Annotated in this window: 7 protein-coding genes; 3 read left to right on the forward strand and 4 right to left on the reverse strand. The window is 63.3% G+C overall.

From position 1 onward, the window contains the following. Positions 1 to 598, reverse strand: a 598-nt coding sequence (locus EN925_RS19580; RefSeq protein WP_164894285.1) for a chloride channel protein, incomplete at its 3' end; no start/stop codon positions are given. Positions 599 to 734: 136 nt separating this feature from the next. After that, positions 735 to 1034 carry a putative quinol monooxygenase gene (locus tag EN925_RS19585; protein ID WP_063168928.1) on the reverse strand — a complete coding sequence of 100 codons (300 nt, stop codon included), beginning with the start codon at positions 1032 to 1034 and terminating at the stop codon, positions 735 to 737. 147 nt (positions 1035 to 1181) lie between these two features. Between EN925_RS19585 and flhA the strand changes: the two genes are divergently transcribed. Genes flhA through EN925_RS19600 form a run of 3 tightly spaced genes read left to right on the forward strand, consistent with a single transcriptional unit; the run spans position 1182 to position 4404 of the window. After that, positions 1182 to 3269, forward strand: a complete 2088-nt coding sequence (gene flhA, locus EN925_RS19590) for a flagellar biosynthesis protein FlhA (RefSeq protein ID WP_063168929.1) — start codon at positions 1182 to 1184, stop codon at positions 3267 to 3269. Then, entirely contained in the window at positions 3266 to 4018 is a 753-nt protein-coding gene (gene fliR, locus EN925_RS19595; RefSeq protein WP_127385489.1) for a flagellar biosynthetic protein FliR, read from the forward strand. Before flhA ends, fliR begins: the two co-directional genes overlap by 4 nt. 2 nt (positions 4019 to 4020) lie before the next feature. After that, entirely contained in the window at positions 4021 to 4404 is a 384-nt protein-coding gene (locus tag EN925_RS19600) for a hypothetical protein (protein WP_013529767.1), read from the forward strand. Between the two features lie 185 nt (positions 4405 to 4589). On the opposite strand, the gene EN925_RS19605 is transcribed toward EN925_RS19600, so the two are convergent. Both EN925_RS19605 and EN925_RS19610 read right to left on the reverse strand, forming a co-directional pair. Further along, positions 4590 to 5285: a response regulator transcription factor gene (locus EN925_RS19605; protein WP_013529766.1), complete on the reverse strand. Its 696-nt coding sequence runs from the start codon at positions 5283 to 5285 to the stop codon at positions 4590 to 4592. Continuing rightward, the coding region (locus EN925_RS19610) for a HAMP domain-containing sensor histidine kinase (protein WP_164894286.1) at positions 5282 to 5942 on the reverse strand (661 nt) is incomplete at its 5' end. The genes EN925_RS19605 and EN925_RS19610, both read right to left, overlap by 4 nt.

Raw genomic sequence — 5942 nt, forward strand, 5'->3', positions numbered from 1 at the left:
ATTCGAAGCCGTAGAAGGCGCCGGTCAGCGGTGCATCGAAGGCAGCGGCGATGGCGCCGGCCGCACCACAGCCGACCAGGATACGGACATCGTTGCGGCGCAGCCTGAAGATGCCCGCCAGCCGCGATGCCAGCCCGGAGCCAACCTGCGTGTAGCCGGCTTCCAGCCCGACCGAGGCGCCAAAACCGCTGGAGATCATCGTCTGGCCGGCGATGATGAAGGTGTCGGTCAGCGACATGCGCCCGCCATAGAGCGCATTGGCTTCGATCGGGTCGATCGGTGTGCGGAATTTCCGTATCCGGAGCCAGACCACCGTCAGCCCCAGCAGTATGCCGCCGATCGCCGGTATCAGCGCCTGCATCGGATTGGCGAGCGAGAACATGCCGGAAAGCCGGCCGCCTGGCTGAACGCCGAACAGCAGCCCGTGCAGGTCCTGCACGATCTGGCTCATCGCCGTGACCAATATGCCAGCCATGACGCCTACGACACCGGCGAGGATGACCACCACGATGCCGCGTGCCTCGAGCAGGGGCAACGACCTGATCAGCACCGCGCGCAGCCGGCGGGCGTAAACTTCGCTGTGGTTTCTGGAAAGCACCGGGGCGGCTCGCCGATATCGAAAGGCAGTGGAAAGCCAGCCTGATACGCCCGGCGGCACGGCATGGCAACCACAATGCCGACAGACACCACATTGGCGACAAGTGGACGCGATATCGATCGGGCCGATGGACCGTTCAGGTCGGCATGGGCTCGCCGGCTTCATAGAGTACGAGGTTGCGCTCGCCTATGCCCAGCGCCGGCCAGCTCGCACGCCAGTCCGCAATGTGCGGCGAGGCGAAGTGCGCGTCGAGCGCTGCCCTGTCGCTCCAGACTTCCGTGACCCGGATGAGCCCGGCATCAAAAACATCCTGCGCATAGGAATATTGGATGCAGCCGACCTCGGCGCGGCTGCCTGAAACCATGCGTTCCATTGCGGGCTTGGCTTCCTCAAATTTGTTTGGCGGCAAGCGGATGGTGCCGATGATCAGAAGCATGGGTTTCCCTTTCCTGGCGAGGCTAGCCGACACGGCGACCTGCGCATGATCGTTCGAACTAGCCAGTCTCCCACCCTCGCGCAAGCTTGGCGGACTACCCTCACAGGGCTGTCGCGCGCTCGGCAGTCTATGGGGTTTGAGGACGATATGGCGATCAGCGAAAGCATTCAGCCCGGCGCGGCCGCCAAGAACGGCCGCGACGTCTTCTTCGCCATCGGCATCGTCATCATACTTGCCGTGCTGTTCCTGCCGATCCCGGCCTTTCTCATCGATGTCGGCCTCGCCTTTTCGATCGCGCTTTCGGTGCTGATCCTGATGGTGGCGCTGTGGATCCAGCGGCCGCTCGATTTTTCGTCTTTTCCAACCGTGCTGCTCATCGCCACCATGCTGCGGCTGTCGCTCAACATCGCCACCACGCGCATGATCCTGTCGCATGGCAATGAAGGGACGCATGCCGCCGGCTACGTCATCGCCGGCTTCTCCAAGCTGGTGATGGCCAGCGACTTCGTCATCGGCCTCATCGTCTTCATGATCCTGATCGTGGTGAACTTCATCGTCATCACCAAGGGCGCCACGCGTATCGCCGAAGTCGGCGCGCGCTTCACCCTCGATGCCATCCCCGGCAAGCAGATGTCGATTGACGCCGACCTCTCGGCCGGCATGATCGACGACAAGACCGCGCAGCTGCGCCGCCGTGAACTGGAAGAAGAATCTTCTTTCTTCGGCTCGATGGACGGCGCCTCGAAGTTCGTCCGCGGCGACGCCATCGCCGGCCTCATCATCACCGCCATCAACATCGTCGGCGGCATTGCCATCGGCTACATCAGGCACGGCATGGGCATGGGCGAAGCCGCCGACGTGTTCATCAAGCTGTCGGTCGGCGACGGCCTCGTCACCCAGATCCCGGCACTGATCGTGTCGCTCGCCGCCGGCCTGCTCGTCTCCAAGGGCGGCACCCGCGGCTCGACCAACCAGGCGGTGTTCGGCCAGCTCGGCGCCCACCCGCGCGCCCTCTATGTCGCGGCATCGCTGCTGGTCCTGCTCGGCTTGATGCCCGGCCTGCCGCTGTTCCCGTTCTTTGCGCTCGCCGCCGGCATGGCCGGTCTCGGCTACGTCATCCCGATGCGCGCCAACCGTGTCCTCGCCGAAGCCGAGGCGATCAAGGACCAGGAAAAGGCGACCAAGGTCGAGGAAGAGAAGAACTCGGTCAAGGCTTCGCTCGCCACCGCCGAGATCGAACTCTTGATCGGCAAGCAGCTGTCGACAAGGCTGCTGACGTCGCATCAGGAACTGGTTTTCCGCATGGGCAAGATGCGCAAGAAATTTGCCACCCAGTACGGCTTCGTGGTGCCGGAAGTGCGCGTCGCCGACGATTTCGCCATCCCGCCGAAGAGCTACCAGATCAAGGTGCACGGCACCGTGGTGGCCGAATACCAGATGCGCGTCGGCGAGATCATGGTTCTGCTCGGCAATCGCGACATACCCGAGATACCGGGCGAGGAAATCCGCGAGCCGGCCTTCGGCATGCGCGCCTATTCCGTCGTCGAAGCCTTCGCCGAGGATCTGAAGCGCGAGAACTACACCTTCGCCGACAACATGTCGGTGCTGCTCACCCACCTCTCCGAGGTCATCCGCAACAACCTGCCGCAGCTTCTGTCCTACAAGGACATGAAGGCGCTGCTCGAACGCCAGGACCAGGAATACCGCAAGCTCGCCGACGAGATCTGCACCACGCACATCTCCTATCCCGGCCTGCAGGCGGTGCTGAAGCTGCTGCTCGCCGAGCGCGTCTCGATCCGCAACCTGCACCTGATCATCGAGGCGATCGCCGAGATCGCGCCGCATGTGCGCCGCACCGAGCAGATCGTCGAACATGTCCGCATCCGCATGGCCCAGCAGATCTGCGGCGACCTCTCCGAGGGCGGCGTGCTGAAGGTGCTGCGCCTCGGCAACCGCTGGGACCTCGCCTTCCACCAGAGCCTCAAGCGCGACGCCAAGGGCGAGGTGCGCGAATTCGACATCGACCCGCGTCAGCTCGAGGAGTTCGGCCAGGACGCCACCAAGGCGATCAAGAAATATCTGGAAGCCGGAGAGCGTTTCGTCCTCGTCACCGCGCCCGACGCCCGCCCCTATGTGCGCATGATCATCGAGCGCCTGTTCACCACTCTGCCGGTGCTCAGCCATGTCGAAATCGCCAAGGGCGTCGAGATCAGGGTGCTCGGAACCATATCGTGAGCGTGCTGTCGCAAGGCGTCGTCATCGCGGCGTTCCTCGCCTTCTGCCGCATCGGCGCCTGTTTCATGCTGATGCCGGGCCTGTCCAGCGCCCGCGTCCCGGTCCAGGTCAGGTTGTTCATGGCGGTCGCCGCCACCGGCGGCCTGCTCGCCTTCCTGTGGGACAAGATCTTTCCTTTCGTCGACCCGCGCCCGCAGATCCTTGTGCCGATGATCATCTCGGAACTTCTGGTCGGCGGCCTGATCGGCGCCATGACCAGGCTCTACATGGAAGCCCTGCGTTTCATGGGCTCGGCCATCGCCATGCTGGTCGGTTATGGCGGCACCGGCGGACCGGCGATCGAGGAGCCCGAACCCCAGGCAGCCCTTGCCGCCATCATCTCGTTCTCGGCGCTGTTGATGCTGTTCGTCTTCGATTTCGACCACGAGATAATACGCGCGCTGGTTTCCTCCTACACGGTCGCGCCGGTCAACATCTTCTTCAACCCGCAGGCAGCCCTCGTCGATGTCACCGACACGGTGTCGGACACCTTCTTCCTGGTCATCCGCCTCGGCAGCCCGTTCGTCGCCTATGCCATTCTCGTCAATCTGACGATCGGCTTCGTCAACAAGCTGACCCCGCAGATCCCGATCTATTTCATCTCCCAGCCCTTCATCATCGCCGGCGGCATGATCATCTTCTATTTCGCCGTCGGCACCATGCTGTCGCTGTTCGTCGACGGCTTCGTCGACCTGACGCTGGCGAGATGACCATGAGCACGCGCAAGGACCGCCTCAAGAAACTGGTCAAGGTGCAGGAACAGCTGAAGGCGCTGCACGAAACCCGCCACGCCACCTTCCTTGCCGCGGCCAGTGCCGCCGAGGCTGAAGCCAGGGAACTGGTCGGCCATTTCGACCAGCCCGATTCGCTTTCCGCCCTGTTCCCCGATCTCTACCACCGCCGCATCGCCCAAGCGGTCGTGCGCCAGGAGGCGAACCTGGCAAGCGCGAAGCAAGAAGCCGGCCTCATCGCCGCCGCGACCGCCCGCACCAACATGGTTGAGCGTGCCTACAAGGACGTGCGCAACCGCGACGAGCGCGAACGCTCCGACCGCGAGCGGCTCGACATCATCGCGCAGAAGCAGGGCGAGGAGTAAGCTGAGGGTGTTCCGCTATGGGCCAACGGTGAGCGTCATTGACCAGGTTGCGAATGGCGGCAATCTCGGTCTTAGGGGCGGGCATGGTGGCTTCCTGAGAGCGGACATTGCAGGCTGCACATCGAGGTCCTGCCGCGCCATGACCAGTCGATGCTTCGGTCTGGAAGCAGCCGTTGAGCAGACGTTCATTGCACGGCGGCGGCTGCGGTGAAGATGTAGCCAACGCCATAGACGACCTTGATCGGCGCGGGCAAGCTGATGTGCTCCTCCAGTTTGCGGCGTAGCCGGCTGACGACTGCGTCGAGATGCCTGTTGTCGAAGTTCGACCTGGGACGGGCGACAAGCTCCACCAGATCCTCGCGCTGGCAGATTTCGCCGCTACGGTTGCAGAGCACGTTCATGAAGGCGAACTCGGCCGCCGTCAGTTTAAGCGAACGGTGATTGGGCGCGATCAGCATCCAGTTCGTGCCGTCCAGCACCCACCGATCGCTGCTGCCGTTGGCAGAGTCGGGCGGGGCTCCCGTCCGTCGCAGCAGGCTGCGAATTGCGGCGTCGATCTCGCGCAGCGTGCTGTGCTTGACCAGGTAGATGTCGGCGCCGCTCTCAAAGCCACGGATACGGTCGTCGCTGTCACCGAGTGCCGTCAGCATGATGATGCCGCAGGCATGTGATTTGCGGATTTCGGTTGCCAGATCGAACCCGTTCCCATCGGGCAGCCCGACATCGAGGATGATGACAGCGGGCGAGCTGCCGTTGGCCAGCGTCTGGCGCAATTCCCCTGCCGTGGCGACGCCTTCGGCCGTGAAGCCCGTCAGTTCCAGGAAATCCGCCAGATCCTTGCGCAGCCGGGGCTCGTCCTCGACGATCAGAATATGCGTCATGCGGTCAGTTCCTCGGGCGAAAGTCGATCCGTTGCCTCGCCTGCCAGAGGCAGGCTGACGATGGACGTAATGCCCTGGTCGTCGTTGGCGAGCAACTGCAGCTTGCCGCCGTGATAGGCCAGCAATTTGCGCGAAGAATAGAGGCCGAGACCGGTTCCGGTTCCCGCCATCGTATTGGAGGCCCGGAAAAAGCGCCTGCCGATCTTGTGAAGCTCGGCCTGTGGAATGCCGATGCCACGGTCACGCACCCGAATGACCGCACTTCGACCTTCGCTGCGCACATCGATATCCACTGGCTGGTCCTCCGACGAATATTTGAGCGCATTGTCGATGAGGTTGATCAGGACGGTCGCCAGCATCTCGGGATCGGCGACAAGCGAAACGGCGTCGTCATCCGCCGTAAAGATCAGGCGCTCGCCGCGCCCGGTCATCCCGAAATGCAGCCGCACATCGGCAATAAGCAAACCGACGCGTATCATCTCCGGCTGAAACCCGCTGTCGCGATCATTGGCCATGAAGCGGTCGATCAGGGAAAACAGGCGATCGAGCGCCTCGCCAATACCGGCAATCCGTTCTCGTGTCGCTTCGGGCGACTTGTGGCCGACAAGGCCGATCATGTCGGCCGCGTTGCGGATGATGGCGAGCGGGGTGCGAAAC

The organism is Mesorhizobium sp. M7A.F.Ca.US.006.04.2.1, from assembly GCF_004022915.1.
Classification (GTDB): domain Bacteria; phylum Pseudomonadota; class Alphaproteobacteria; order Rhizobiales; family Rhizobiaceae; genus Mesorhizobium; species Mesorhizobium ciceri.